The following is a 25,103-nucleotide window of genomic DNA, read 5'->3' on the forward strand; positions in this document are numbered from 1 at the left end:
GGAGTTAAGACAGCTGTGAGGAGATACTCAAGGATTGGGATCGATATCCGGCAGACGAATGTTGGTGGATAGCCATGCAGACCCCGCCACTCGATCCTGACGTCGCCGATTCAGCTCCGGATGATCCGGTGCTCACGGCCTATGACGAGCAACATCTGGTGACGTATTGGCGGCTTCTTGATGCCGAGGCCGACGGCGCGGACTGGCAAGAAGTCGCACGGGTTGTGTTGCATATGGACCCGAAGCATGAGCCGACGCGCGCTCGTCATGCATTTGAGAGCCATCTGGCACGAGCAAAATGGATGGCAGAGCACGGTTACCGCCATTTGCTCCGCGGTGGCGCTGCCAAATAAGAAAAATCTCCTCTCTGGAATTCGCAGGCGAGAACGGATTTCTCCTCTCAGGCCGTGATGCCCTGCACGCATCACGTGATGCATAATTGGTAACTTCCCTGACAACCTAAAGCTTCATAGACGTTACGCCGCACTCGTTCAGGGGATCGGAGCAATGTCTGAGTTCGACTGGCGCTCGCCGGAGGCGTATCAACGCGCTAAAGCAGGGGAGATGACGGATTTGGCCTGGGAAAGCCTGCGTCGCAGTCCCAATTATCGAGCCGACTACCGCCAAGCTTTGTTGAAGGGTGGACAGGTGAACCCCGAATTCAGGAGGAGATGGGGCCTCTGCTTTCGCCCATGACCCGCATGGGTCCTTTCACGAGCAGACTATCTTCTGGGCGCCCGAGGCTTTGCCCACGGTGGTGCCGATCGTTCCGAGCACGTCCGGCACGGAAGCCGTTGGCGCCGGCTTAGGACTTGTCGATCTTGCATCGGGCAGCATCAGACAAGCGGCTGACGGCTGGCATGCCGTATTGCGTATTCACGGAGCACAGCACCATCTTTGGCTGAAAGAGGCGCCGCGGCTCGGGGTCCCTTACGCGGCCGAACTGCCGCTCGATCCGGATTATGTGCTTCGCGCCCACGCCTCGCATCGGTTGTGGCGCGCGATCAACGGCCGCCCGCCAGGTCCTCCCTTTCATCAACTTTCAGCACAGCGCCGCGAACGATTGGCTTTGGCGCTGCGGGCGGTCGATGGACACATGGACGGCGCGTCTTATCGCGTCATCGCCGAGGTGCTGTTCGGCCGAAAACGCATTCCTGAACGCGCCTGGAAAACCGACGACCTGCGCAGCCGAACCATCCGCCTGGTTCAGGCTGGTTTGACCCTGATGCGTGGCGGCTATCGCGCACTGCTCCGGCCATCATCTCGAAGACGATAGAGCAGGGGTGCCGGAAATCACCTCCGCATCTTCGGCATCCCCGTGAGTATCTCTGCTCCGCCATTGTGGCCGTCGACGCGCGATCAGACTAGCTCGCGCTCCAGAAGACCACGGAGCCTCGCAAATGCCCGATCCGAACGCCGGTTTGCCGCCGCGATACCTGCGCACGCCCGAAGCCGCGCGCTTTCTTGGCCTGTCCGGCCGCACGCTGGAAAAGCACCGAACCTATGGCACGGGCCCGACCTACCGCAAGCTGGGTGGCCGCGTGGTCTATGCGCTCGAAGATCTGAAAGCGTGGGTTGACCGCGGAGCCAAGACCTCCACGAGCGATCCGGGCGCCGGCAGAGTCTTGCCCGCCAAGCGGCACACGCCCATTCCCTATGCAGGCAAGGAGCGGCGCTGATCCATGCCGAACGGCTACCCCTCTGCCGGCGCATGGCCTCGCCCGAACCGCGAACAGCTGGGTCTATTTGGCGCTCTTTCCTGCGATCTGGCAGCACGCAACACGCAAGATCTTTCGGCTTCTCCGTCCCTCTCGCTGGCGCAATCCAAGCGAATTGTAGGGATCGACTTCCGCACGGCGGCGATCAGGATTCCTGTCGAGACCGTGCCCGAACGGCCCATAGCGAAGACCTGGGATGCGAAGGTCCTGATTGGGGCCGCTTCACAACTCGTCGCAGCAGCTGATGTTGGCCTCAAAACATCACTGCTGATGGCCACGGCGCTATCCGAGATCCTGACCCTCGTCGGTCCCGGTACCAGCGGGCGCGGCTCCGATTGGCTCAAGTCTGCTCTCGACCTTCTGCTTTCGGCGGCCGGGATGACGTCGATCCGCCCGCTAACGCAGTGCCGATGGCCTGCGTTCTCCCGGATCAATGAACGGGAGGAGAGCCCAGTTAGCCACGCGCATGGCGGGAGCTGGGGCCCAGCCATGCTTCACCAGAGCCGTTCAGAAGGAGCCAAGGCTCCGTCTCCTATTCGCCGACGTAGGCGACCTCGTGGGCGCTTGTACGGCACACAAACCGTCTTCTCACAACACCGAGGTGAGACGTGAGCGATCTCACGAGCGTTGAGCTCTTGTGGCTCGAAAAGCGAATCGAAAACCGGGTTCGGTTTGGCCGTCCCGTGGCGGAAAGGATCATAGACCGCCACCGGCGCGTTCTCTCGTTCGCGCCAGGGAGCATCTTTGCCTTCGTGCGCTGGACCTCCAATGACTTCGGGGCCGTCTTGTCACGCGTCGATATCTTGCGAGCGCCCGCGCCCGGCCAGCGCTATTCGACCGTTCCTTGGGTCAGCCCCGGCGGCGAAAGCCTGCTGCGATTGTCTGGCTGGTCAAAGGTCGAGCGCGTTCTGCAGCTGATTGACGAGGTGGAGGCACTTGGGATCAATCCCGCCGACGCAGCCCCCGATTATTGGCACCACGTTCACAACCGTCTCTCTGTCAACGAAAAGCCGCGGCCCTACACGCGCAGCCGGCACCAGGCCTGGTTGCATCGCCGGAGATTGGCGCCATGACCGCCCGTTTGACACTCGTTCTTGCGACCTTTGGCGCCGCCGCCCTGACGCTGTTCACGCCCGGAAACCGGGTGCCAAAATACATTTGGAATGCATCAGAAAGCGTTCCGATCGGGCTCTATCGTTTGCAATCAGAGCGGTCATTGCAGCTCACCGAGCTGGTGGCGGTGTGGCCACCAGAACCGCTTGCACGATTCCTCGATAGCAACGGTTATTTGCCAATTGGCGTGCCCATGCTCAAACGAGTGCTGGCCTTGCCGGGTCAGATGGTCTGCAGAACAGGGCTCGCAATTACAGTCGACAACATCGAGATGGGAGAGGCGCGCGAGCGCGATGGCCGCGGTCGACCGCTGCCGGTCTGGGAAGGATGCCGCGTGCTGGCCCCAGGCGAAGTCTTCCTTATGAACGGGCAGTCGGCCAACTCGCTCGATGGCCGTTATTTTGGCGTCATTCCCATCTCAGCGATTATCGGGCGCGCGCTCCCCGTTTGGATCGAGGAGGAGTGATCTTGGTCAAGCTGGCAGCCCGCACCGCAGTTTTCTGCCTAGACTTGTCTTGGGCTCATTCCTCCTTCACGGCCAGATTTGCCGCGGATGTCGCGAACAAAGGCCGTTCGCAGTGGGCACGTGTTCTGCGCAGCATTGCTTTGCCTCGAACGGCCGTGGGGGCGCCGAGACGCTTCTGGCCTAGGCGGGCAGCCGTATGCTTCGTTGCACTGCTTTTGTCGCTCAAACTGTCGTTGAGCGCGACAGCCCAGGACACGACGTCAGCGCTGGCCCCGATCTCGCCGAGCATTTCGCGTCCTATGTTGTATGCAGCATTCGTGACGGAAGCATCCCGCCGGTTTGCCATCCCGGAGCAGTGGATCTTTGCAGTGATGCAGATCGAAAGCGCAGGCAGTGAGCGCGCTATATCGCCGCGAGGAGCCCTTGGGCTGATGCAGATCATGCCCGAGAGCTGGGTTGACTTGAGCGTCCGTTACGAGCTTGGCATCGATCCCTTTGACCCGCATGATAACATCTTCGCGGGAGCAGCGTATCTCCGCGAGATGCTCGATCGCTTTGGATTGGAAGGCTTTCTTGCGGCCTATAGCGCAGGCCCGAGGCGTTATGAGGAGCACTTGGCGACAGGTCGGCGGTTACCTGAGGAGACGCAAACATACGTCACAAGGCTCGCACCGCTGCTCGGCCTTGAGCAACGCGAGCGCCGTACGTCGGCGGTCGGACAAATCGCCCCTTGGCAGCAGTCTCCGGTGTTTGTTGGGCTGTCCGGCGGCTCGTCAACTGCCGGCAGCTCCACATCACCTCCGCGCTTAATGGAGCGGTCGAAGAGCCTGCCTCATGCAGATGCACGCAGCCTACAATCTCCGGCGACGGGGCTGTTTGTGCAGCGATCGGAGAAGGCGCAGTCCCGATGATCACAATAGCAGTTCGTCGTAAAGACGCGCAGGTAAGCGCAAGTTTGAGAATGGTTGGGAGAGAGCGGGCATTGGCCGACTTAAGACTAGCAGGATAAAAGCCAAAAGGTGGGCGGGCCCGTTTGGGCAAGCATTTGCTGAAAATTCCAGTGATGTTGCAAACATTGCGAACAGCCGGCGCAACTTGGCGTTCTTGGCAACACGCTGTCGTCACTTGGCTTTCGACACCCCGCGGAGCGCACCATGAGCGGTAATGACGATTTCCGCATCCGTCCTGGCCGGATCCGTTCGACCCGCTCGCCCCGACCAAAACCCTTTTTGGCGCAGGCGCTCAAAGCGGCGCAGAAAGCGGGCGGTCAGTCGCGGGGTGGCCGCAGTCAAGGCAGCAGCCATTTCGGGCGCGGGCGCGCCGCGACCCTTGCTGCGACCCGCCTGAACAATAGCCGCGCCCGCACCGCCATGGTCAAGGCGCGGGTGGTGCGCCGCATGCGTTCGCCGGGCGCGCTGCGGGCCCATATCGCTTACCTCCAGCGTGATGGCGTCACCCGCAATGGGACGCCTGGCAAGCTGTTCGACGCTGCCGGAGATGATGCAGACGCTCGCGCCTTCGCCGAGCGCTGCGAGGACGACAGGCATCATTTCCGGTTCATCGTCTCGCCCGACGCAGCGAGCGAGCTGGAAAGCTTACGCAGCTTCACCCGAGAGCTCATGGACCAAGCCTCACGCGACCTCGGCACCCGGCTTGACTGGGTCGCGGTCGACCATTGGAATACAGAGCACCCGCACATCCACATCCTGGTCCGGGGCCGCGCCGATGACGGAAAAGACCTCGTCATCAGCCGTGACTATATCGCAACGGGCTTACGTGGCCGCGCCGGCGATCTCGTCACCCGAGAGCTTGGCCCACGATCGGAGCTTGAGATCCGCCTAGACCTTGAAGCGGAAGTCACGGCCGAACGCTGGACCAGGCTCGATCGGGCGCTTGCCCGGGAAGCCGGTGCGGCAGATGGGGTGATCGATTTGAGGCCGGATCGGGAGGTCGCGCGCGACCCGTTGCGACAGATCCGGATCGGACGGATGCGGACGCTCGAGCGGCTGGGCCTGGCGGAGCCCGCAGGGCCCGCACGGTGGGTAATGGCCAGCGACGCCGAGCCCCGTTTGCGCGCGCTGGCCGAGCGCGATGATATCATCAAGCGGCTGCATAAGGCCATTGCAAGGGATGGCGCTGCACGCGCACCGTCATCCTGGGCCCTCGAAGGCGAGAGCCATGGCGAGCCGGTGATCGGCCGGCTCCTTGCGCGCGGACTCGATGATGAGCTGAAAGGCACCGCCTTTGCCATTGTCGATGGGATCGACGGCCGCCTGCATCACCTGAAGCTCGCGGAGATGGCGGCGGCCGGCGATGGGCCGATTGGTGGCATTGTGGAGCTTCGGCGCTTTGACGACGCGCACGGCCGAACGCAGATCGCGCTCGCGGTGCGCTCGGAGCTTACTGTTGACCAGCAGGTTGCCGCGGAAGGTGCCACCTGGCTCGACCGGCGCCTGGTTGCGCGCGAGCCTGCCGAGCTCTCACGCGCTGGGTTTGGCGGTGATGTCCGCGCCGCGCTGGAGCGGCGGATCGATGTGTTGGCAGAGCAGGGACTTGCCCGCCGCCACGGCGACAAGGTTACGCTCGGCCGCAACCTGATCGAGACCCTGCGCCGCCGCGAGCTCGATTCTGTCGGACGACGGCTTGCCGAGGAAACCGGGCTTGCGCACCTGCCGAGCGAAGCAGGCGAGCTGATTTCTGGAGTTTACCGCCAGAGGCTTTCGCTGGCGTCGGGCCGCTTCGCCATCATCGACAATGGCCTTGGGTTCCAGCTCGTGCCCTGGGCGCCCTCGCTCGAGCGCGAACTTGGCAGGCAGGTGAGCGGCATCGCCGGTCCCGGCAGTGTCGATTGGAGTTTTGGGCGCAAGCGCGGCCTATCGCTTTGACCCGCCGATCTCTGCGCCATGGCGCGCGCGTGCGCGATGTCGCTGGAGTCGTCCTTGCGCGCGGGCGAATGCCAGCAACACTGCGCTCATGTCCGCGACCAAGATCCTATGGGGTCAACTGAGCCTTGTTTCGACCATCGTGCTCGCCTTCCTGTGGGTGGCGACCGAGTGGACCGCCTGGCGCCTCGCCTTCCAGCCGCAGCTTGGACCCGCCTGGTTCTGGCTTGGGCATTGGCCGATTTATCAGCCGCTAGCGTTCTTTCTCTGGTGGTTCAAATTCGACGCTTACGCGCCGGCGATCTTCCTCCAGGGCGGCGCCATCGCTGCAGGCGGTGGAGTCGCGGCGATGGTCGTCGCGCTGGCTCTCTCGGTCTGGCGGGCGCAGGAGGCGAGGAGCGTCACGACCTACGGTTCGGCGCAGTGGGCCGATGCGCGCGAGATCAGGCGCGCCGGACTCCTGGGGGCCGATGGCGTCGTACTTGGTCGCTTTCAGGGTCGGTATCTTCGGCATGACGGGCCCGAGCATGTGCTCTGCTTCGCTCCGACCCGCTCCGGCAAGGGCGTCGGCCTGGTCATCCCAACTCTTCTGACCTGGCCAGGCTCGGCGATCGTCCACGACATCAAGGGCGAGAATTTTGCCATCACGGCTGGCTGGCGTGCTCGTTTCGGGCCAGTGCTTCTCTTCGACCCAACGAATGTAGCGAGCGCCGCCTACAATCCGCTTCTCGAGATCCGCCGCGGCGACTGCGAGGTGCGGGACGCCCAGAACATTGCCGACATTCTGGTTGATCCCGAAGGCGCACTCGAGCGTCGCAATCATTGGGAGAAAACCAGCCATTCGCTGCTCGTCGGCGCGATCCTGCACGTCCTCTACGCAGAAGCTGACAAAACGCTCGCCGGTGTGGCCAATTTTCTGTCCGATCCTTCCCGGCCGATCGAAGCAGCGCTCAACGCAATGCTGGCGACCCCCCACCTTGGGGGCGGCGTTCATCCTGTGGTCGCCTCAGCCGCGCGCGAGCTTCTCAACAAGAGCGAAAACGAACGCTCGGGGGTATTGTCGACTACGATGAGCTTTCTGGGGCTCTATCGCGATCCGGTCGTCGCCAGCGTCACCGGTCGCTGCGAATGGCGCATCCACGATCTCGTCGATGGACCTCAGCCGGTTTCGCTCTACTTGGTCGTGCCGCCATCCGACATCGCCCGCACCAAGCCTTTGATGCGGCTCATCCTCAACCAGATAGGCCGCCGGCTGACGGAGAGCCTGGATGTCGACCAGCGCCGGCAAAAACTCCTCCTGATGCTGGACGAGTTCGCAGCGCTTGGCCGGCTAGACTTCTTCGAGAGCCAGCTCGCTTTCATGGCTGGCTACGGGATCCGCAGTTTTCTGATTACCCAGAGCCTGAATCAGCTCGAGCGCAGCTATGGGCCGAACCATGCGATCCTCGACAATTGCCATATCCGGATCGCTTTCTCGACCAATGACGAGCGCACCGCCAAGCGCGTCTCGGATGCGCTCGGGACTGCCACCGAGTTGCGCGCGATGAAAAACTATGCAGGGCACCGACTGAGCCCCTGGCTTGGACACCTGATGGTGAGCCGTCAGGAAACCTCCCGACCGCTGCTGACGCCCGGCGAAGTCATGCAGCTCTCGCCGAAGGAGGCAATCGTGATGGTCTCCGGAGTACACCCGGTGCGCGCCACCAAAGTCCGCTACTACGAGGATCCGCAGTTCAACCGACGGGTGTTGAAGGCGCCCGGCAAGGGAGGGATGAGACTGCCCACGCGAGCAGACGACTGGTCGGGCCGTGCGCCGATTCCGCCGTCGGTCGAGCTGCTCGCGAGGCGCAGGCGCAAGCGCGGCCACGGCGACGGCAGTGTTCGTCGTGAGCCAGAACTGCCGCAGCACGAGGACATCGTGATCAAGTCGCCGCTCGCCGAATATGAGTTCGACGCCGGGCCCGATGAGCCCGACGTGGATGCCATCCAGGCACGGGTCCTGAACCGCTCCATGCAGCGCATCGCCCGGGCCGCCAGCCTCGACCCCGAGGATGGGATAGACCTGTGAGCGGGGCAGCATGAAGAAGGTCCAGCTCAGCATCTATCTTGATCCGCAGACCTTCAGAGCCCTCGAGGCCTTTGCAAACCGTCGTAATCAGCCCAAGTCGCTGGTCGCCGAGGCCGCGATTGCCTCGTTCCTTTCGCCTGACGATTCCGACCGACGCGAGGCGGCAATCGCCAAGCGGTTGGATCGGCTTGCGCGGGTGCTCGAACGTCTCGAACGCAATGACGGCGTGGCGCTTGAGACTATCGCGCTGTTCATCCGCTTTTGGCTGACCTCAACCCCCGCGCTGCCGGAGCAGTCGAGTCCGGCCGCGCGCGCCAAGGGCGCCGAGCGTTACGATCGCTTTGTTGAAGCTCTTGGACGGCGGCTTTCCAGCGGATCTACCTTACTGAATGAGGTGAGCATCGACTTGCACGCGTCTGGAAAGACTGAGGCAAATTCCGCATCTCTCGACTGACGCGTTTGTCGCCTTGAGCCGCTGGTTCTGCTCGGCGTCTACGTCGGTTGCCAGCCACGTCCTGGCACAACGGGTCGTCCCGACGAATGCGAGGGCAGTAATCATGGCTCAAAAGGTGGAAACCTCGAAACGGCCGCTCCTGGCGGATCGTGTTGAAGACCATCAGCAACCGCCCAGGGGGCGGGTAACAGGCTAGGGGCACGGGTGATTGTGCCCAAACCAGCTGGAGCGCAGCAGTCGGGATCAGCTTTGCAAACTTGCGCCGGTTCTGCGCCGTGGCAGCCAGGGGGAACTCCTCCCAGATATTGTTAGCGAGCACGCGCTCGGGACAGAGTGTCATCCGCAGCTCGCGCTGGGGAGTGATCAGCTCTGCGGGCAGCTTGAGGACCATCAAAGCATCAAGGGGCTGCAGTCGCGACGGAGCGGCAAGTTCGTGATCTTAGGTTGGAAAACCCGCAGCTACGATCCACTCGAACTGAGGATAAGACCGCGCTATCATTCTCGTCGGCCGCGCAGACGCTCTCCTGTTCGCAGAGGGCGCCGCGCCCCTCGGATGACCCACTGCAGCAATCGATCGCGAAACTCCGGCTGCGGTTGCCTCGAGAGGCGAGCCGCAACCAATGCCGCGCCAAATGCGACCCAGCCGCAGATAGCGATCCAGACCATTGTATTTGGTTTTCCTTTCAGTCGCCTCATTGGCATCAGATGCGCCCGGCAGGTCAATCCCGTGCAACTACTGGTAGCTCAAAGAGCGGCGCCGACGGACCGAGTTCAAAGTACGAATCCTCGCCTTTGCTGAAGGCCGACGTGTCGATGTGGCTAAGGACACATGCAAGTTTTATGCGCAGCAGCGGCTCTGGCGGGTGAGGAGCGGATCCGATCATCTCGCCGATTTTGACCGATCCCGAAGCGGCTAAACTTTAGGCAAGGCCACCCGAACGCACATCAGCGGCAGCGGCCTCTTTGCATCCTTCCCATGCGGCCCGCGTGAACGTCCCGGCTGGTGCAGCATCAGCGCCAAAAGGATGGTTTTCTTTTGACGTGGGCATCGTTCCGGGTGTTGCAGGCGAGCCGCTGTGCTCGAATTCACCAGCCTGTCCGGAACTAATGTTCTCGGTTGTGAATCGTTTTCGAGAGTCAACTGCTCACCCCTTAACGGGGCTGGCCAAAGGAGATCCGGCATGGCCTCGGCCCCTTACAGGAACTTTCATCGTTCTAAGTCGGCATTCTGACCTTCCGGACGTTCGAGAATACATTGCAGACGATGCGCGCGTATCGAGAGATCATCATCCGCACCATAGATGCGATCGATGACGCCTTAGCTTAGAGTGCGGTCGATAGTCCCACACTCATCTCCTTGGTGAAACTGCTCCACCGCCATGCCCAGAAAACTCAAGAACTATCAGACGTCCCTGGGCTTTTACGATCTCGCAATTGCGGCGCCGTCGATGAAGGCGGCACTGAAAGCTTGGGGCGCGGAGAGCAATCTTTTCCATCAAGGCGTCGCGAAGGAAACCGATGACCCCGATGTTATCGCCGCGACCATGGCAAAGCCCGGCGTCGTTCTCAGACGCCCCGTCGGATCGACCGGGCCGTTCAGGGAGCATGCCAGCCTACCGTCACACCTGCCCGGTGCTGACGTTGAGGACAGGACAGCAAAGCCACGTCGCGAGCCGAAGAGACAAGCGCCACGCAAGATCGACGACAAGGCCGCCCGGAAGGCCGCAAAGGAGTTCGAGAAGGCGCAGCACCAGCGGCAAGCCCAGCGCCGGAGGCAAGAAGCCGCACAGGAAAGAGAGCGCGAGCGGCGCGAGCGCGCCATCGAGAAGGCCCAGGCAGCACTCGACAGGGCACAGCGCGAGCATGAGGCCAAGGCAGGCGAGATCGGAGCCGAACGCGAGGCAATCGAGAAGCGAGCCCAGACGGAGGATGCCCGCTGGGAGAAACAAAGGGAGAAGCTGCACGCCGCGCTGCGCCGGGCACGGGAGTAGGGCGACGTAAGGGCATGCCGCTGCTGCGCGCGACCCCGCCCTTAGCTCTTGTGGGGACTCGACGCCCCGGCCGTTGCGGTCAAGAAGACTTCCAGCTCAGCCACATTTTCCGCCGCCTTGGCCCTCCTCAAAAGACCCTCGCGTTCCTTACAGGCCGGTAGCTCCGCCGCTCGTTTTCGAGCGACATCAGCCATCGCCTGGAGGCGCTCCATGAAAGAAGACGCATGCTTGACGCGCCGCCGGCGCTTGATCGGTCTGTCGTTCATAGAGCCCAAGTACGAAAACCAACATACGCCCGCCATAACCCAGGTGAATCCATCGGGAGCTAATCCAGATTTTCCTCACACTACGTCCCGCAAGCCCTCCCAGGAACGCCATTCGCGACCGAGCATTGACCAGACAAGACATCGCGAAGGAGGTTCTGATGGCCGAGGTCATCACCGACCACGATGCAATCCGCCGATGGGCCGAGCAGCACGGCGGCAAACCAGCCGCGGTCGGCCGCACGCACCAAGGAGATGATGTCGGCATCGTCCGCATCATGTTCCCGGAGGCGCCGCATTCGGAGCACGCTCACCTCGTCGAAATCTCATTCGAGGAATTCGAAGGAGTTCGAAGAACGCCAGTTGGCGCTCCTCTACGACCGGAGAGCCTGTTCAGCAAGATCATCGGGCTAGAAACGGCCGAGCGGCGTGAGCACGATGCTGCGCGACACTCATAGGACGCGGCCAGCGGCGAGCGCGAGCGCAGGAAGGCCGGTCGGGATGATGGAGGGGCTGAGCGGCACCTCTTGAAGGAGCGCGAATACCGCAACCACGAAGGCAGCAATCACCACCACATCAACAGCGATATGGATCAGCGCCGCTGATCGCCTGCCAGGAGGGGGATATCCCCACGTGCTTGTGCGCCGCCACCTCATTCGCCTTGGAAGCCAATAGGCGGCGCGCCGATGCGGATCGCTCAAATCGCACCATTGGCCGAAAGCGTTCCCCCGAAGCTCTATGGCGGCACGGAGAGAGTGGTGGCCTGGCTCGTCGATGAACTCGTCGGACTCGGACACGAGGTAACCCTGTTCGCCAGCGGGGACTCGCAGACGTGCGCCAAGCTCTAGCCGGTATGGCCTCGCGCGTTGCGTCTAAGCCGCCCCCATGCCGACCCGAATGCTGCCTGGGCTCTTCTTCTCAAAGCGGTATGGCAGCAAGCCAAAAACTTCGATGTGATCCATGCCCACACCGATTGGCTGCACCTGCCTTTGCTCACGCTCTTGGGCGTGCCGTTCCTGACCACTCTGCACGGCAGGTTGGATTTGCCCGCTATCTCCGATGTCGCTCGGGGATTCCCGGAGGCTTGCTTCGTCTCGATCTCTGAGAACCAGCGCTCGCCGCTTCCGCACGCAAAGTGGTGCGGCACCGTCCATCACGGCCTTCCAGCTAAGCTGTTTCAGCCGTCGTTCCAACCGGGATCCTACCTCGCCTTCCTAGGACGGCTGACTGCGGAGAAAGGACCGGAAGATGCGATCCGGATTGCGAGGGCGACCGGAATGCCCCTTCGTATCGCGGCAAAAATCCCTCGCGCGCAGACGGGCTATTTCAAGAGCCATATCCAGCCCGCTGTCGACGGCCAGGATGTTCAGCTCGTGGGCGAGGTCGACGAGGGCGCCAAGCAGCCTTTTCTTTCGGACGCGGCCGCATTGCTGTTTCCGATCAGCTGGCCCGAGCCGTTCGGTCTCGTCATGATCGAGGCGATGGCCTGCGGTACGCCCGTCATCGCCTATCGGGCAGGATCAGTGCCGGAGGTGATCGAACCCGGAGTGACAGGCTTTATCGTCGAGACCGAAGAGGAGGCGGTTCGGGCGGTGAAGAACCTGAATCGGATAGATCGCCGCAAGGTCCGGGCGCGGTTCGAACGGCGCTTCACGGCGGACCGGATGGCTCGGGCTTACGAAAGCTACTATCGTCAGCTGCTGCAGGCCGGCGGAGCGCCCACCTCGGCATGATGATGATGGGACGACACGCGAGACTTTCGTCGGCATTGGCCGCAGCCAGCTCAAATTGGCCAGTCATTGCAATTGCGCGCGTTGGCAGTGGGTAAACTGGGCTTCAATGAGCCTGTGCTCGCCTCTTGTGAGGGCGATGGCCTCGTGTGGGCGCCTTCGGGCGGCTCCGCCCCGTCTTGACGAGCCGACCGCGCAGCACGCGAGCACAGTTGCTTCCGAGCGCTTCAAGGCTAAAGCCGTTCCACTCGCTCTCGGGTTTCCGCGAACCCCGACGTCGATTACCGGCACTTGAGTTCTCCGAGCCCGCTTCCACGGGCGCGGTGCTGTAACCACGGCCGCACGGAGAGAGAAATTCGGATGTGCAACTGGCGCGGCAAAAATCATCGCTCGCCCGGCCACCATGTCGACGCCGGATCGCTCGCCGAGATCTTGGTCCGCCGAAGCGCGACCAGATGGCTGCGCTTATACGGATAGCCGCGCAGTTCCGAGCAGTCCTTGCAACGCATGTACCGCTCCAGCTCATGGATCGGTGTTGTCTTCGGCCGCCGCACGATCTCCAGCGCAACCGTCTGGTGAGTGTCGCAGCCCAGGCACCGGACCTCCAGGTAGCAATAGCCCGCATTGAGAGCATCCCCGATTGTCGGTGAAGGCTGCGCCGGCCCACGCAGCCCAAGCATTCGCTTGTTCCAAGCTTCGCACGCGAGCCGGTCCGCTTCCTTTCTGGCGGCCGCGGCGCGATGCGCCGCCATCCGGACCGAGGTACCGTAGATCTTGTCGCGGGATTTGGTGCCCATGCGACCGAGAATGCGCCGAGCAGAACTATAGAGGCGAGCCGCTACAGCTTGAGGCTCTGGCTAAACCTACTACCCAATGAAGAAGAATTTACCTCTATGAGGCTAGCGCGTGAAGAGAACGTACCAATCAGCTCGCCAGAGTTGATTGAACCTGAAGCGGCTAGACTTGAGGCCAACAGCACCGAACCCACTAAGACATAAGCAGCAATTTGCAGTCTGGCCGCATCAACGTTGGCGCCCTTGGACATCTCTCCCAGCCCTGAACGCGCAAGGCCCTCTTTCTTTTTTGATGCGGGCGCGGTTCCGGACGTTGCAGACGAGCCGCTGTGGCTCGAACTCATCAGCAACCCGGCTAACAGCAGTTCATGCTTGTGAATCGTTTGACTGTGCAATTGCTCACGCGTTTAACGGAGCTCGAGCATTGGAGATGGCGTATGGCCGCGGCGCTTGCAGGGAGCTTCCTCATTCTAAGCATCGGCATTCTAATGGCCCACGGGATGGACGCGTTCCGCTCGGACTGGGGGCCCCAACTCGATGAGAGGGGCCCCCTGGAACTAGGACATTCAAGCCTTAAAGATGAAGGCGACAAGATACAGCACGGCAGCCAAAACAACCGTGATACCAACGATCGTTAGGGCGGTCTGTCGCGCATATCAACGCCTCCCTTCAGTGGACACACCTAACACGGTCAAGCACCGCTTGTTGTAACCCGGCGTTTCAAACTCGATGGCCTGACCAACGGAGAGGCCGATCAACGCGGCTCCGACAGGCGTAAGAACCGACACGCGCTTTAGTGTTATGTCCGCTTCGTGCGGATACACCAACACCACGTCCCGGACTTCGCCGGTATTGTCATCGCAGTACCGAACCTGCGAGCCCATGCGAACCACGCTGCGCAGACCGGAATTGTCTGCAACGACGCTTGCACGCTCTATCTCCCGTGCAAGAAAATGAGCTACGCGCGGGAATAGCACCGCGCTCGAACTGGCCAGAGCGGCTAGGCGCTTAGCCTCATCCTCCATCAGCGTGATGGGCGGCAGGGCGATCTCAGGCTTGCTCTTGCGATTGCTCTTGCTCATGACCTTATCTCCTTTCCTAAGCGGCTGACGGTCCCGGATCGTCGTCATCAGGAAGCTTTTCTCCCCGGGACACCTGATTGCTAAACAGAACCCTGACAGCCTCATTCGGATCGAACCGACTGACGGCTTCGATCCTGACGACGTTGGTGCGCCCAGCGGAGAAGAAGGGGATTTCGCTTCCGACTTTCAGCCCGACCAGCGCTGCGCCTAAAGCCGACATCACCGGGATCTGCGTTCGCTGGGACGTGTAGTCTTCGGGGTACACCAGTTGCCTCGTCTCGCGAGGGGAACCCCAGTTGATCCAGAACGTCACCCATGAACCCATGGTGACGATGCTGTCCAAACTGGCTGCGCGGTCGGGGACGACTTCCGCACGGTTGATCGCACTCAACAGAGAACGTGCATCCACGTCCCCTTGATCTGCGCCTACCCGCGCGAGCCGTTCCAGCCGGCGATGGTCAGACGCCGGAACAGTGACGTCTGGGATAGAGGTGTTTTTCACGACATGCTCCTTGTTTGGGCTCCCCTCCCGGGAGAGCCACACGCCAAAGCTGTTGATGAGGTGAGGAAGTATCCGGACGGTACAACTGACCGTCCGGCTAAGCTCCTGCCTGGAGGCGTCCGGCGCGCAAACAGTGCCGCGCAATATGCGGATCGATGTCGAGGACGTGGATCATGTCGTCGCTAATATAGGACTTCCGCCGTGCCATGTATCGCGACCAAAGAGCACACATCTCGCGCTCCCGATGGTCGCACCTCGGCGCCCCGATAATGTCGGGTACGAACGCGATTGCCGAACGTTTCACCTGCGAATACGGGCGCTCGGATCGGATAGATTGCGTTTTGGCGCGTGAACCGGTGCCTCAGCCGCAACCCATGTGTTCCAGGCTCGCCGTCAGCTGTTATTGATCGCTGCGATCAATGCGCATGCCGCCGAGGGCCGCCGTCAGCCTTGCCAACTCGGCCTGCTGTCCTGTTCCGGCCTTGGCAAACACATATCGCAGATGCGTCTTGATGGCATTGGGGAAGCCAAGATCGTGCGCTCTCGAGCACCGCGTTGCCAGTAGAGGCTGCGAGCGCAACCCGCGCCTCGGCCTGAATCAGGCCGTAAGCATCCATAATCTGCGACAGATGGGCCGATGATCGGCGTGCAGGATCGAGGATAAACACGAGAACCGTGGCATCCTTCACCCGCCATCGGAAAGTCGTCCGATTTCCTTGCTGCGCACGGATGAGGCCAGGCGCTGATGCCGCCGGATGTCCCGCTTCGTTTAGGGCCAAGCCGGGCGACACCACCCCCTTCCGGAGGTTTGTACGTCGTTCGTACCGTTCAGCGGAGGACCTTTGAGTGCTGCGATTGCTCGAACGGATCGTTGGCGTTCAGGACATCGCGTGTATCCGGGCATTGGCGGCTATGTTCTGAACGGCGGTGGACGCGTTGTCTTCGTCCAGCTTGAGGCGGCATCCCGAAGGGCCCCATTGTCAAGTCTGCGGACTTCTGAAACGCGGTCCACTGTTCCTCAGCTTCTAGCGTGGCGTCTGTCGCCCGTACTGCAAGATGTGAGCTGCAGTCTCTAGTCCAACGTGGAGCCGCAGGCACTCGAAGGCGCCAAGCCGGAGTTCGACCGGTGCGGTGCTTCGCTGGCCGCGGTCGCTGCGCAGACCGCCGAATAGGCGCAAGTCCGTGCGCCAGAACACGCTCTCCTTTCCGATCCTGTCCCATGTGAAGGACAGAGGCGGCAAGGCGTTGGGCTTGCGCTTCATCTGCCCGACTCTAGTCGAGCACTACAAGCAGCTAAAGAATGAGCTGCCGATGTTCAACGACGATCGAGCTGGACGCTAGCGATGTCGGCCCGCTACCTCATCGCACCGGATAGCGCGATCCTCTACCCCGAAGCGAACGCGACTCCCCCGTCGGCGCGAGAAGGCATAATCCCCGACTTGCAGTGGGCGGGCGCAGTCAGGACGTGATGGCGCGTTCCCGCACGCTGCGCACTATTGTCCCGACCTCGATACGCCCGATCTCCAACCGTTCACGCAAGCTTTTGCATTTGATCTTTGCGCATGCAGAGTTTGAACGCCGAGTTTTGGATGTAATGGGGCCGATCACGGGCAAACCTCAATTTGGCGAAGAACCGGAAAATGGTTGGTCAGCTACAACGCTACCAAGGCTGATGAAGAGGCTTATCAAACAGTATGGAGACAAACGTGTCCGTGGGATCCCTGAATCCAACGAGATTGTGGCCTGCTTACGCCGTGCAATCGCGCGGTCCGAGGTGAGGCGGGCTCACAGTCCGGGCGAGGAACGATTGGCCGAGCAACGAGCGGCATCGCGGCTTCACGATTAAGGAGATCCGAGAAACGGCAGAACCTGGTGGAGCAGCTTGAAATCGAACGCTTCTTCGTCCAACGACGCATCGAAGACCGAGAGAGGGTAGGTGACGCGCGCGAATCCGGCCGGCGCTCTTGCGTTGAGGCGCTTGTGCCGACCTCTAAACGCTTTCCATTCCGACCAAACAAATCTTGCGCGGACAGAAACCAGAACCATGAAACTGATACAATCCCGCCCCCTCGCCGCTCAGGAGGCTGTCGAGCACAAGCTCTTCGAGATCGCCCCCACAGCGTCGAGGCCGTCCAGGACGGCCGCTCTCGATACGAAAAAGATCGACTGGCCTGTCTTATCCGCCTCCCATCAGGGGCACGCCAGCGGAATACAAAGCGCGCCTCGACCTTGCGATCGCTAAGGGCTGGCTCTGGTTGCATGAAAGTGGCACCTGTTGAACTTCACTGAGGCCGGTGCGGCGCTGTTCGTCTGACCTTACTGGCTTGCTGAGCTGCCCAATGTTTGGCGTGCATTTGCATATGTGAATGCTGTCGTCATCCTCACCAAAAGCCTTCGTCGAATAGACAGCCATCGAGGTTCTGCGGAAGGTGATCTAGTTTACATGTCCAATCAATTTATACCGAAGTCGTACTTGCGATCTGTCCGGCGGGCTCCAAACCGCCGGGCTTTCGCATGGCCACTGAGGGCGGCCGGGTCTCGGCACATTCCCACGAGTTCCATGCGATTTCTCTCCGATCGCCACGTCGTCGAGGGCGGCGCTTCGGCGGCTGTTCGCGGCAGAGCCATTCCGATTCACATTTGTTGATGCAGCCTGGCACACTTTCCGGGATTAATCGACCAAGTACCCGAGCTGCATCCTTGAGCAGGAGACAGTTGATGAAGAGAGCAATCGCATTCGGGCTGTACATTTTACTCGCGTCCGGGGCTGGCACAGCCACGGCTCAACCGGGTCCGGACGCGGCCACATTCGCGCGCACGGCTTCCGCGAGCGACGCGTTCGAAATTCAGTCGAGCCGACTGGCTCTGGAGCGTACCAGGAATCCGAGGGTGAGGGTCTTCGCGCAGCGAATGATGAACGACCATTCCAGGACGACCGCGGAGCTGTCGCAGACCGCGCCCGCGCTGGTGATGTTCGCGGGTCCGGGTATGCCCGACGAGCGGCATGCGGCGATGCTCTCGCAGCTCTCTTCTCAGAGCGGGCCTGCGTTCGACCGGCTCTATGGGCAGATGCAAGTGGCGGCGCATCGGGAGGCGATTGCACTGTTTTCGTCCTACGCCGCGAGCGGTGATGAGCCGCGCCTGGTGAGCTTCGCGCGCAGTACCCTGCCTGCCTTGCGGCACCACCTGGCGATGGCTCGCCGCCTTTGACCGGCTACAGCGGCGTTGTTGCTTCGACCGGCGGCATCAGCCAGCACGCTGCGTCCGCACGCCGCACTTTTTCCAAATCGCCGTTCCATATGGCCGGGCGATGCCGGGTCTTGCTAGCGCAGCTCACTTGTCAATTCCCATCTGCCGTACGGATGATGGTCTCTCGGCGGGGCGCATTGCCCGCAGCGGGCCCCTCAAGGCTCTTGAGCGTCGCTTCCGCTGCTGATGTATCATGGCTATCTCGCCGTAGCCATCGATCCTCGCGATCTAGTTCGTGATCGCAGTGTCGGCCTCGGCAAGTGCCGATCAGCTTCGCTGCAGCTCTTTCTGCCGGTCAAGCGCCATCTCAGCGTGATAGCTGTCGTTCTACTTTTTTGCGGCTGCTGCCAGCCTTCTTCACGGCTTTCTTTACCGCAGGCTTTGAGCGGCCGGTCTTCTTCGCCTCGTAGCGGACTTCATAGTCCTGTCCACCTGCAACGCGCGCACGATCCTGCTTGCGACCCCGGCTCGTCTGCCTCTTCGCCTTTGCCATCCTAGGTTCCTCCTCGGTCCTCTAATGGCCAAGCAGTGATCTAAGTTCCCGGAAGGAGCACCATTACGGCGTCCGCCGTTTAGCTAAGATGTGCGGTGGCGGCTTGCGGTCCGCCACCAGTGCTAACCGTTGTCACGCCGAATTCTTTCGCGCGCTCTTGCAGGATGGTGGCTGGTGCCGCTGCCGACGGGCAACCGGAGCAAGCCGGGCAGCTGGGAGATCGGCACTGCTGACGCATGATCTGCAGCTGAGCTGATCGGTAGGTCGGGAAAATCGCGACAAGGCGTGCCGATGGTTGCATATGCTCAAGAGAGTTGGCGGGCGAAGACCAGTTGCGACCCCGTGCTGATCAGCACCTCCGTGATGTGGGACATAGCGATCTTCTTCGCGGATGCGCGGAATGAGCAGCTCCGCTCCGTGTCACGTCTCCATTCACCGGCAGCGTTGAATGCCGCCCCGTATCAAAGACCGCTATGTCGCCTCATGCGCCAGTCCACATGCCTTACCTCGACATCGATTGCGCAGTGGAATATGCAGGAATACTTTGGCACTGCGCAGACCTTGCTGCGCCTCGCGCGAAGCATGACGATAGCGAACCGGCTCCGAGCACTTGCTGTCGATTGCTAGCGTACAGAAGACTTGCAAGCTTAGAAGGCTCCGGCTCCGCAAGCGGCCGGCTCGTGTCGATCGCATGGGCAGCGCTCCGAACCAACCTCCGCAGACCATCTTGTAGCGCTGTACACAGTTCGCGACAGTTTGCGCAACTGCTCAGACTCTGACTGATGTGAGGCTGCCGTTCACGAGCTTTTTATTCCGTTGTTATCAGATGCAAACCTTCAAAGCCGGCGCGGAAGCCATAACTCGATCTTTAGTATGATGATGGTCATTAGAACGTTGTCATTGAAATGGATCGTGTCAAACTTGGATCGGAGCGAACATGGGCGAGATCATTCGATTTATTCCAAAATCCGAAAGGGAGCGGGCGCGGCTGATTAGACAAGCGCGCGCATTCTACGACAGCATTTTTCCGCCGGCCGACTCGGAGGAGGCGAGGGACAACGAGGCCGTGAGCCGGCATCAGAGCGGGGGAGGCCCTCATTCGTAATCAAGATCGTCGCCGTGCTCTGCAGTCTCTCTTCTCCGACCAATTGGCAAGAGCAGACCGTCACCACCTCGGACTTCGCCGGTGTGTCGATGCAGTCTTGCCTCATAGGCACGCCGCAGCTCGCCGACTGGATGGAGCAGCATCCGGCCGAGCCCTTGGCGCCATGGCGCTGCGGCATCGGCAATCAGGATGGCTGAGGAACCTAAAGGTGTGGCTGCCGACCAGGAGCTGCATCTATTTCCAGCCAACGATATGGCAGGATCCGCCGGAAGGTCATCGAGCCGCGATTTCGGCTGGTGATGCTAAGCGATGTGGGAGCTTCGAAAGGAAGGTCCCAGATTTGGATCGGACAGGCGCGAGAAAACTCCTGAGCGAGTTTGCGTCCAAGAATTGCGATGAAACTTGACTCGCGCGCGCGATGCCGCAGGCTTGAGAGGGTCTGGCAGCAGACGCTCGCTTCGAGCTTGCTCAAGATGCCGGTCCCTGACATCAGAAACTCGTGTTCGCGGACCTCATAGCCGGGCGACCTGTGGCTGCATCCACGACTTCCTTGCGATGGAATGGACGAGCTTGGGTTTGAGGCGATGCCCCGTGGACCGGCTAATCTTCCGAGAGGAAAATTTGCTCAGCCGCCGCGGTCGCCCATGCGGCGCGATATGCCAGCTTCAGATAGAGAAACCCGCCGCACCAGAAGCTAAAGGGAGAAAAAGCCGTGAAGCAAGCCGCTTGCTCGCTACGGTGCTATGGGGGCGCGCTCCGCGAGCGGCTTGCTCCGACTCGCGGAAAGCCCGATCACCTGAGGCAATGCGAGGGACAATTTTCCATGTCGCCCCACAATCGTACCGGAAGGGTAACAGCATGCGGCTGGGGCACATGCCAGAGGAAGCTAATTCGCGTGGATGACGCATGCGATACCTAGTCGTCCGTTAAGAAGCCGATTTGAGCGCGGTTGGGGCGGCGAGCAGTCGCATCAAGGCGTTCAAGATCAAGCGTAGCAGAAGGCTAAGCCAGGCGAGGACGAGGCGGAGATTGTGGCCGACGGCAGAGAGGATGACGTTGGCCGCATCGCCGTCGCGGCCCTTGAGATAGCAGCGGCCGAGTTGACCGTCGGTCTTCATGTGTCCGATCACGGGCTCGATGGCTGAGCGGCGCTTGAGCTCGCGTTTGATTGCGCCGAAGACGCCCCGCTTCTGGCCGGAGATGAAGACGCGGCGCGGGTTTTCGGTTTTGTGGCCGCGATAGCCCTTGTCGACATAGCCGCGCTCGATCGCGCAACCGGTGAGCTTCTCGGTGGCCTCGATGACGTCACCGAGCGTGTGGCCGTCATATGGGTTGCCCGGCAGCGCCTGGGCGTGCAGCACAAACTGGCCGCCCGGAGCGCGGGCGTTAGTGGTCACGATCGAGGCTTTGACGCCGAACTCATAAGGCGCCGAGGCCTTGCCCTTGCCGATGCATTCGACCTCGGGCGCGTGGAAGGAATAGAGCTTCCAGCCACGCTGGCGCTGCTCCTGGGAGCGGATTTGCGCGGCGCGCAAAAGCGCCTGCTCGAAGGCAGCCTCAAGCTCCGACTGACCTCCGATCTTACGGCGGATGTCGCGGATAAGCCGGCCGAGCCAGGTTCGCAAGCTGCGCAACTGCCGACGATGGCGCTTGAACTGCTTGGCGTGGGCATAGCGCCCGGCCATCATCGCCGCCCGCTTGGCGATACGCAGATAGGACTGCCGCAGCCGCACGCCGTGCGCGCGTGCCAGCCGATTGAGGCCCTTGATCGCCGCATGGACGAGCTTGGCGTCGGTCGGGAAGGTGATGGCCTTGGGCTGAACGGTGGTGTCCACCGTCACCCGCTTCAGATCGCGCGTCCGCAACGCGCCAGTCTCATGCGCTACCCTCAGGCTCTCGGCCAGCAACAGCTCCAGTTTGCTACCAAGCCGCTTGCGCCAATGGCTGAGGCCGGAACGCTCGTGCGGGAACTCATGCTGGAAAAATTCAAAGCCGGTGAAGTGCTGGAAATACGGGTCGTAGACCCAGCGCTCGCAGACGCCTTCGTCGGACAAGCCGTAGATGTGCTTGAGCAGCAGCAGCCCGATCAGGAAGCGGCTCGCCACGCCCGGCCGGCCCTTGTCGCTGTAGAGCGGTGCGATCTCGCGATCGATCCAATCCCAGTCGATCTTGGCGCCGAGCTGCACCAGCTCGTGCTTCAGATTGATGATCTGATCCAGCCTGGCGCGAAACAGATCGCCTTCCGCTGCCGGTTCCGACTTTTTCGGTCGCATCGGTCCCCTCCGCTGCGACCACAGAATCATGCCCGGCGATTCGAGGGAATCTCGAAAACGAAATTGCAAGCTTTCGAGGCCTCAACCCTCGAAAGCTTGCAATCTCAAAACCGCAACCGGCGCCAAAAACCGATTCCCGCTCAACGGCCTCGGCTCATTTTCACGGACGACTACCTAACGTGCTGCGGTCCAGCTAACGTGCAAGTGGCCCTGACGCCTAGAAGGCGCCTTTCCGGTGACCCCGGAAAGACCGTCTCGATCCGATTTAATCTAAGATTGTTCGAACCTTCTTGCGAGCTTTGCGTAGAGCCCCACGACCAGCGCAGTACCGCCCCCGCCGAGCGGAGGCCGCTGCAGCACGAAAAACCGGAAACAGCAATGTGCGGCATTGGTCAGCAAAGGATCCGGCGAACAGGCGGGGATCTATACAGCTGGTAGTACCGACGAAGGAGGAAGGAGTGAGAACGTTTGTGTTGGCAGCTGGGTTCGCGGCTGGCCTTGCAAGCTTCAGCCCCGCCCAGGCCCAAGTCATCGTGGAGGACGCGTTCGTGCCTCCGCCACTGGTGAATCCCGGCTCCATCGTCGTTCCCGGAGCTCCCATAGTGAAGCCCGGTGTCGTCGTGGTTCGCGGCGCCCCTATAGTGACCCCGGACGTTGTGGTGGTTCACCGTCGGCCTGTGATCGCCCCCGTGGTGGTTGCACCGCCGGCTTGCCTTTATCCATATGGCTATTGTTGAAAACCCGGCTGTTGCCGATCGACAAGAAGCGCAGTAGCAGAACAAGGTCGAGCCGCGGCTCGGCTATAATGGCCGCTCTTTACTCTACTTGTCGGGCGCCACGACTGTTTTGCCTGATCCTTCGGGCGCGGCCTGCATGCCCGGAGGACTTTGACCCTGTGGGCTTTCGGGCGGCGCTCCGCCGGATTTCGTATCGATGGGCCCAGTCCAGCCTTGTGGCTGCAACTGGCCCTTTTCCTCAGGAGGGCTCCGGCCGGTGTCTGAGGGGGAGTGCCCACCTCTCTCACTGTTTTGCGCGAGGACAGGGCCCGATACCGTCAGCGCGAATGCTGCGCAGAGCGTGATTGCAAGCGTCCGCACGGGGAAATCCTCCTCGAAGCGAGAGGTCAAGGCGCGCCGTCGCCAGCTCTTTCGAGCTGGACCTCCTTCCTAATTGCCGAAATTGAGTTCCCAACTTTCGCGACGATCCGAACTACGTCATCATTAGAGATACCCAGGCGCTTTCGCATCAACCTAACCTGCGCTTCATCTGCTATGTCGAGCGTGGTGCGCATCGGGTTTGGCTGTCGAGTTCGCATGACGGGTCTTGGCGTATACTGGTCACGTGTGGCGGACGAGCTTCGCGGCATAGCGCCGGAGCAAATTGGGGCGGAGCCGAATGCATCGGCAATGCGGTCCCTGGCTCTTGGCGAATACCATGCACCAAATAACGAGCGGCCGGGGCCTAAGTTCCTAAGCTGCCGTCGCAGCTCGGCGCCAATGCGCAAGCTCGTTCAAAGGTGACCTGCTAAGCCCTGCATCGGCTCTTCGGCGTCACCGTGTCGTCGTCGGCCAGTTGGTACAAGCATTGCGAGAGAGAGAGAGAGACCGATCGGGCCCTGAGCAGCTAGCTTACTCCGACGGCCTGCCGGTGAGCCGGCGGTGCCATGACCCGAGCGGCAGATTGGGAATTGCTCTTCATCAACAAAGTCAGGACGAGCTGACGGCACTGAAAAGCTCTCTCCTGTCGCTGTGCAGCAAGCGATGGAAGTATTCGAATCGTTGAAAGTCCGCAGCCCCGACGAGATCGCCTTCGCACGGGGTGCTGTAACGGAGCACATCGAGGGCTTGATGGCGAGCGGGGTCCAGACCCGCTCGGCCCCCTTTCAACTTGGCCTGAAGGCCTAACGACTGCATCGATACCTCCTCGCGGTATGCGATGCTTGTCTGGCTCGCTGGGAACGAACCATGCTCTCGGCTCGTGACTTTGGTGAAATCTGGGACGTGGTCGGATCACGCGCGGGAGCCGCGGTTGATTCGAGGCGAGTCGACATTCCCGCCGAGGCGCTGCTTTTGGTTATGGTGCGATTTTGCTGTCTGGGACGGAACCTAGCTCACGTCTTTCCTACAGTCCAATCCCGATGACTGTCGGCGGACTAAACGCGTCATTGTGGCCCTTAATCCTTCTTGAAGGAACGATCTCTCCGATGGGAGGTTCAGCATCACCTGACCTGAAGGAGGTCATCTGAATAGGGAAGCCGGAGATGAGCAACAAAGCGCGAGATATCTTTATTGTTGGCCTGCGCAACGCACACGCGATGGAGATTCAGGCAAGAGAGCTGATGGAGCGCCAGTCGGAGCGACTCGACGAATATCCAGACGTCAAGGCAAAGGTATCGTCCCACCTGAAAGAGACCAACGATCAGGTGAAGCGACTGGAGAAGTGCTTGGAGGCTTGCGGCGAAAGCACCTCGAGCCTCAAGGATACGGCGCAATCGGCTGCGGCAAACATGCAGGCGATGGCTCACTCGATGGCCGGCGACGAGATCCTGAAGAACACGTTTGCGAATGACGCCTTTGAGCATTTCGAAATCGCCGCCTACAAGTCGCTTCTCGCGCTATGTGGCCCGGCGGGCATGGATTCCGCACGTGCGTCTCTAGAGCAATCCCTGAAGGAAGAGGAGCGGATGGCGGCCTGGGTGGAATCGAACGTTGAGAAGGTCACGATGGACTATCTCCAACATGAACAGCGTCAGGCTGCGTAGGAGGTCAATCCCACGCGGGGCTGGCTCAGATTAGCATTGCCGGGAACGGGTCGACACGTCGGTAGTCGCTGCGAGGCGGATGAGGCGAGCGCGCGGCCAAGAACGGAGCAGCGCTCCTTCTTCGTCGCGCCAACCGTTTCTCACCTCTGCGAGGCGAGT

Annotated in this window: 25 protein-coding genes and 1 pseudogene; 19 read left to right on the plus strand and 7 right to left on the minus strand. The window is 61.4% G+C overall.

Annotated features, from left to right (window positions below; genetic code table 11):
- Positions 1 to 74 precede the first annotated feature (74 nt).
- The 14 genes and pseudogenes from P6U23_RS11000 (at position 75) to P6U23_RS11065 (ending at position 12,688) form a co-directional block, all read left to right on the plus strand.
- Positions 75 to 353: a DNA -binding domain-containing protein gene (locus tag P6U23_RS11000; RefSeq protein WP_407179717.1), complete on the plus strand. Its 279-nt coding sequence runs from the start codon at positions 75 to 77 to the stop codon at positions 351 to 353.
- 211 nt (positions 354 to 564) lie between these two features.
- The gene (locus P6U23_RS11005; protein ID WP_407181409.1) at positions 565 to 696 is read left to right on the plus strand and encodes a transcriptional regulator domain-containing protein; all 132 of its coding nucleotides are present in this window, start codon (positions 565 to 567) and stop codon (positions 694 to 696) included.
- A gap of 58 nt (positions 697 to 754) precedes the next feature.
- Positions 755 to 1,276, plus strand: a complete 522-nt coding sequence (locus P6U23_RS11010; RefSeq protein WP_407179719.1) for a DUF2285 domain-containing protein — start codon at positions 755 to 757, stop codon at positions 1,274 to 1,276.
- A 124-nt stretch (positions 1,277 to 1,400) separates the two neighbouring features.
- Positions 1,401 to 1,679 (plus strand): AlpA family transcriptional regulator, encoded by a 279-nt coding sequence (locus P6U23_RS11015; protein ID WP_024511999.1) that lies wholly within the window; start codon positions 1,401 to 1,403, stop codon positions 1,677 to 1,679.
- 3 nt (positions 1,680 to 1,682) lie between these two features.
- Positions 1,683 to 2,330, plus strand: coding sequence for a replication initiator protein A (locus P6U23_RS11020; protein ID WP_407179721.1), 648 nt, complete (start codon positions 1,683 to 1,685; stop codon positions 2,328 to 2,330).
- Positions 2,327 to 2,791 (plus strand): DUF2840 domain-containing protein, encoded by a 465-nt coding sequence (locus tag P6U23_RS11025; RefSeq protein WP_407179723.1) that lies wholly within the window; start codon positions 2,327 to 2,329, stop codon positions 2,789 to 2,791. The genes P6U23_RS11020 and P6U23_RS11025 overlap by 4 nt, the downstream gene beginning before the upstream one ends.
- The gene (locus P6U23_RS11030; RefSeq protein ID WP_407179725.1) at positions 2,788 to 3,297 is read left to right on the plus strand and encodes a S26 family signal peptidase; all 510 of its coding nucleotides are present in this window, start codon (positions 2,788 to 2,790) and stop codon (positions 3,295 to 3,297) included. The genes P6U23_RS11025 and P6U23_RS11030 overlap by 4 nt, the downstream gene beginning before the upstream one ends.
- A 215-nt stretch (positions 3,298 to 3,512) precedes the next feature.
- On the plus strand, positions 3,513 to 4,208 hold the full coding sequence (locus P6U23_RS11035) for a lytic transglycosylase domain-containing protein (RefSeq protein ID WP_407179726.1): 696 nt from the start codon (positions 3,513 to 3,515) through the stop codon (positions 4,206 to 4,208).
- A gap of 243 nt (positions 4,209 to 4,451) precedes the next feature.
- Complete coding sequence (locus tag P6U23_RS11040; protein WP_407179728.1) at positions 4,452 to 6,182, plus strand: relaxase/mobilization nuclease domain-containing protein; 1,731 nt, start codon at positions 4,452 to 4,454, stop codon at positions 6,180 to 6,182.
- Positions 6,183 to 6,270: 88 nt separating this feature from the next.
- Positions 6,271 to 8,247, plus strand: a complete 1,977-nt coding sequence (locus tag P6U23_RS11045) for a conjugal transfer protein TraG (protein ID WP_407179729.1) — start codon at positions 6,271 to 6,273, stop codon at positions 8,245 to 8,247.
- 10 nt (positions 8,248 to 8,257) lie between these two features.
- Positions 8,258 to 8,701 (plus strand): CopG family transcriptional regulator, encoded by a 444-nt coding sequence (locus tag P6U23_RS11050; RefSeq protein WP_407179731.1) that lies wholly within the window; start codon positions 8,258 to 8,260, stop codon positions 8,699 to 8,701.
- 1,379 nt (positions 8,702 to 10,080) lie between these two features.
- Positions 10,081 to 10,692 (plus strand): cell envelope biogenesis protein TolA, encoded by a 612-nt coding sequence (locus tag P6U23_RS11055; protein WP_407179732.1) that lies wholly within the window; start codon positions 10,081 to 10,083, stop codon positions 10,690 to 10,692.
- A gap of 424 nt (positions 10,693 to 11,116) precedes the next feature.
- Positions 11,117 to 11,413: a hypothetical protein gene (locus P6U23_RS11060; RefSeq protein ID WP_407179734.1), complete on the plus strand. Its 297-nt coding sequence runs from the start codon at positions 11,117 to 11,119 to the stop codon at positions 11,411 to 11,413.
- A gap of 228 nt (positions 11,414 to 11,641) precedes the next feature.
- Positions 11,642 to 12,688: pseudogene (locus P6U23_RS11065) on the plus strand (glycosyltransferase family 4 protein).
- 380 nt (positions 12,689 to 13,068) lie between these two features.
- Here the strand turns inward: P6U23_RS11065 and P6U23_RS11070 are convergent.
- The 4 genes from P6U23_RS11070 to P6U23_RS11085 form a co-directional block, all read right to left on the minus strand.
- Positions 13,069 to 13,482, minus strand: coding sequence for a hypothetical protein (locus P6U23_RS11070; protein WP_407179736.1), 414 nt, complete (start codon positions 13,480 to 13,482; stop codon positions 13,069 to 13,071).
- A gap of 41 nt (positions 13,483 to 13,523) precedes the next feature.
- A complete protein-coding gene (locus P6U23_RS11075; RefSeq protein ID WP_407179737.1) occupies positions 13,524 to 13,874 on the minus strand; it encodes a hypothetical protein in 351 nt (116 codons plus the stop codon).
- Positions 13,875 to 14,135: 261 nt separating this feature from the next.
- Positions 14,136 to 14,561 (minus strand): nucleoside diphosphate kinase regulator, encoded by a 426-nt coding sequence (rnk, locus tag P6U23_RS11080; protein WP_407179739.1) that lies wholly within the window; start codon positions 14,559 to 14,561, stop codon positions 14,136 to 14,138.
- 16 nt (positions 14,562 to 14,577) lie between these two features.
- Positions 14,578 to 15,063 carry a GreA/GreB family elongation factor gene (locus P6U23_RS11085; protein ID WP_407179740.1) on the minus strand — a complete coding sequence of 162 codons (486 nt, stop codon included), beginning with the start codon at positions 15,061 to 15,063 and terminating at the stop codon, positions 14,578 to 14,580.
- Positions 15,064 to 16,245: 1,182 nt separating this feature from the next.
- Between P6U23_RS11085 and P6U23_RS11090 the strand changes: the two genes are divergently transcribed.
- Together P6U23_RS11090 and P6U23_RS11095 are read left to right on the plus strand one after the other, a co-directional pair.
- The gene (locus P6U23_RS11090; protein ID WP_407179742.1) at positions 16,246 to 16,404 is read left to right on the plus strand and encodes a hypothetical protein; all 159 of its coding nucleotides are present in this window, start codon (positions 16,246 to 16,248) and stop codon (positions 16,402 to 16,404) included.
- A 1,377-nt stretch (positions 16,405 to 17,781) separates the two neighbouring features.
- Positions 17,782 to 18,273, plus strand: a complete 492-nt coding sequence (locus P6U23_RS11095) for a DUF4142 domain-containing protein (RefSeq protein WP_407179744.1) — start codon at positions 17,782 to 17,784, stop codon at positions 18,271 to 18,273.
- 346 nt (positions 18,274 to 18,619) lie between these two features.
- On the opposite strand, the gene P6U23_RS11100 is transcribed toward P6U23_RS11095, so the two are convergent.
- Positions 18,620 to 18,805 carry a DUF3606 domain-containing protein gene (locus P6U23_RS11100; RefSeq protein ID WP_407179746.1) on the minus strand — a complete coding sequence of 62 codons (186 nt, stop codon included), beginning with the start codon at positions 18,803 to 18,805 and terminating at the stop codon, positions 18,620 to 18,622.
- A 1,119-nt stretch (positions 18,806 to 19,924) separates the two neighbouring features.
- Between P6U23_RS11100 and P6U23_RS11105 the strand changes: the two genes are divergently transcribed.
- Positions 19,925 to 20,107, plus strand: a complete 183-nt coding sequence (locus tag P6U23_RS11105; RefSeq protein WP_407179748.1) for a hypothetical protein — start codon at positions 19,925 to 19,927, stop codon at positions 20,105 to 20,107.
- A gap of 729 nt (positions 20,108 to 20,836) precedes the next feature.
- Here P6U23_RS11105 and P6U23_RS11110 read toward each other — a convergent pair.
- Together P6U23_RS11110 and P6U23_RS11115 are read right to left on the minus strand one after the other, a co-directional pair.
- Positions 20,837 to 22,183, minus strand: a complete 1,347-nt coding sequence (locus P6U23_RS11110; protein ID WP_407179749.1) for an IS5 family transposase — start codon at positions 22,181 to 22,183, stop codon at positions 20,837 to 20,839.
- A gap of 1,123 nt (positions 22,184 to 23,306) precedes the next feature.
- On the minus strand, positions 23,307 to 23,549 hold the full coding sequence (locus P6U23_RS11115; protein ID WP_407179751.1) for a DUF3606 domain-containing protein: 243 nt from the start codon (positions 23,547 to 23,549) through the stop codon (positions 23,307 to 23,309).
- A 394-nt stretch (positions 23,550 to 23,943) separates the two neighbouring features.
- Here P6U23_RS11115 and P6U23_RS11120 point away from each other — a divergent pair, with 394 nt between their 5' ends.
- Both P6U23_RS11120 and P6U23_RS11125 read left to right on the plus strand, forming a co-directional pair.
- Complete coding sequence (locus P6U23_RS11120) at positions 23,944 to 24,087, plus strand: hypothetical protein (RefSeq protein ID WP_407179753.1); 144 nt, start codon at positions 23,944 to 23,946, stop codon at positions 24,085 to 24,087.
- Positions 24,088 to 24,443: 356 nt separating this feature from the next.
- Positions 24,444 to 24,944, plus strand: a complete 501-nt coding sequence (locus P6U23_RS11125; protein ID WP_407179754.1) for a ferritin-like domain-containing protein — start codon at positions 24,444 to 24,446, stop codon at positions 24,942 to 24,944.
- The last annotated feature ends 159 nt before the right edge of the window (positions 24,945 to 25,103 follow it).

The organism is Bradyrhizobium sp. STM 3562 (assembly GCF_045571435.1).
Classification (GTDB): Bacteria; Pseudomonadota; Alphaproteobacteria; order Rhizobiales; family Xanthobacteraceae; genus Bradyrhizobium.

Excerpts from the sequence above, each read along its gene's own strand:
- P6U23_RS11000 (WP_407179717.1), top strand. The coding sequence starts at position 75 with ATGCAGACCCCGCCACTCGATCCTGACGTCGCCGATTCAGCTCCGGAT.
- P6U23_RS11005 (WP_407181409.1), top strand. The coding sequence starts at position 565 with ATGACGGATTTGGCCTGGGAAAGCCTGCGTCGCAGTCCCAATTATCGA.
- P6U23_RS11015 (WP_024511999.1), top strand. The coding sequence starts at position 1,401 with ATGCCCGATCCGAACGCCGGTTTGCCGCCGCGATACCTGCGCACGCCC.
- P6U23_RS11020 (WP_407179721.1), top strand. The coding sequence starts at position 1,683 with ATGCCGAACGGCTACCCCTCTGCCGGCGCATGGCCTCGCCCGAACCGC.
- P6U23_RS11030 (WP_407179725.1), top strand. The coding sequence starts at position 2,788 with ATGACCGCCCGTTTGACACTCGTTCTTGCGACCTTTGGCGCCGCCGCC.
- P6U23_RS11040 (WP_407179728.1), top strand. The coding sequence starts at position 4,452 with ATGAGCGGTAATGACGATTTCCGCATCCGTCCTGGCCGGATCCGTTCG.
- P6U23_RS11045 (WP_407179729.1), top strand. The coding sequence starts at position 6,271 with ATGTCCGCGACCAAGATCCTATGGGGTCAACTGAGCCTTGTTTCGACC.
- P6U23_RS11050 (WP_407179731.1), top strand. The coding sequence starts at position 8,258 with ATGAAGAAGGTCCAGCTCAGCATCTATCTTGATCCGCAGACCTTCAGA.
- P6U23_RS11055 (WP_407179732.1), top strand. The coding sequence starts at position 10,081 with ATGCCCAGAAAACTCAAGAACTATCAGACGTCCCTGGGCTTTTACGAT.
- P6U23_RS11060 (WP_407179734.1), top strand. The coding sequence starts at position 11,117 with ATGGCCGAGGTCATCACCGACCACGATGCAATCCGCCGATGGGCCGAG.
- P6U23_RS11070 (WP_407179736.1), bottom strand. The coding sequence starts at position 13,482 with ATGGGCACCAAATCCCGCGACAAGATCTACGGTACCTCGGTCCGGATG.
- rnk (WP_407179739.1), bottom strand. The coding sequence starts at position 14,561 with ATGAGCAAGAGCAATCGCAAGAGCAAGCCTGAGATCGCCCTGCCGCCC.
- P6U23_RS11095 (WP_407179744.1), top strand. The coding sequence starts at position 17,782 with ATGAAGAGAGCAATCGCATTCGGGCTGTACATTTTACTCGCGTCCGGG.
- P6U23_RS11100 (WP_407179746.1), bottom strand. The coding sequence starts at position 18,805 with ATGGCAAAGGCGAAGAGGCAGACGAGCCGGGGTCGCAAGCAGGATCGT.
- P6U23_RS11110 (WP_407179749.1), bottom strand. The coding sequence starts at position 22,183 with ATGCGACCGAAAAAGTCGGAACCGGCAGCGGAAGGCGATCTGTTTCGC.
- P6U23_RS11115 (WP_407179751.1), bottom strand. The coding sequence starts at position 23,549 with ATGCCGCGAAGCTCGTCCGCCACACGTGACCAGTATACGCCAAGACCC.
- P6U23_RS11120 (WP_407179753.1), top strand. The coding sequence starts at position 23,944 with ATGGAAGTATTCGAATCGTTGAAAGTCCGCAGCCCCGACGAGATCGCC.
- P6U23_RS11125 (WP_407179754.1), top strand. The coding sequence starts at position 24,444 with ATGAGCAACAAAGCGCGAGATATCTTTATTGTTGGCCTGCGCAACGCA.